This is a genomic window from Vibrio sp. 704 (assembly GCF_033339295.1).
In genome coordinates this window covers 1-572 of record NZ_JAWOUH010000785.1, presented here as the reverse complement: position 1 = coordinate 572, position 572 = coordinate 1, and the positions used below count along the sequence as shown (strand labels likewise).

General features: G+C 42.7%; 1 protein-coding gene. It reads right to left on the bottom strand.

Features of this window, described 5'->3' with window-relative positions:
* Window positions 1-380 precede the first annotated feature (380 nt).
* Window positions 381-572, bottom strand: a 192-nt coding sequence (locus R7R24_RS29105) for a hypothetical protein (protein WP_318120512.1), incomplete at its 5' end; no start/stop codon positions are given.

Genomic DNA, 572 nt, shown 5'->3' with positions numbered 1-572 from the left:
TGCTGCATCGTACGCTTTAAAATGACAAGCTACGTCAACAAGATCTCCCTGAAAATCAGGCCTCCTAGGCAACTTAAAGCACTCCGGCTCCAAACCTACTTGTAAGTATCACGAATGTTTGGAGCCTGCATTTCTATAATTTTGCAACGGTTCGCAAATATTCGATACCAAACTCACAAAATTCTCATTCTCTGATATTTACCCATCATGTTTAGGCGTCATCGCCTGTTAAACTTGTTAATATTCGCGCCATAAAATAGAGCAATTGTTCCACTCAAATCCGCCCATTACAGGCCAAAATGAGTCAACAATTGCGTAAAACATGCGTTGAAAATTCGCGTTTCGCAATGCAAGGCAGCAGCAGGCTAAGATGAAGAGAATCAACGATCTGATTCCACACCGTTCGCGATTTTCACACGCAAAGCAGCCAAAGATAATTTGGTTTTAAACATCACTTTTCGTTTCATTCGGGCAAAATCAATTCGGAGTAGATTTGAACTGGAAAAGACTTGTGCAGTTTTATAGTGTCCCGCCGTCTCAAGCCGCGTTGGCACTGGGTATGATCGGGCTTG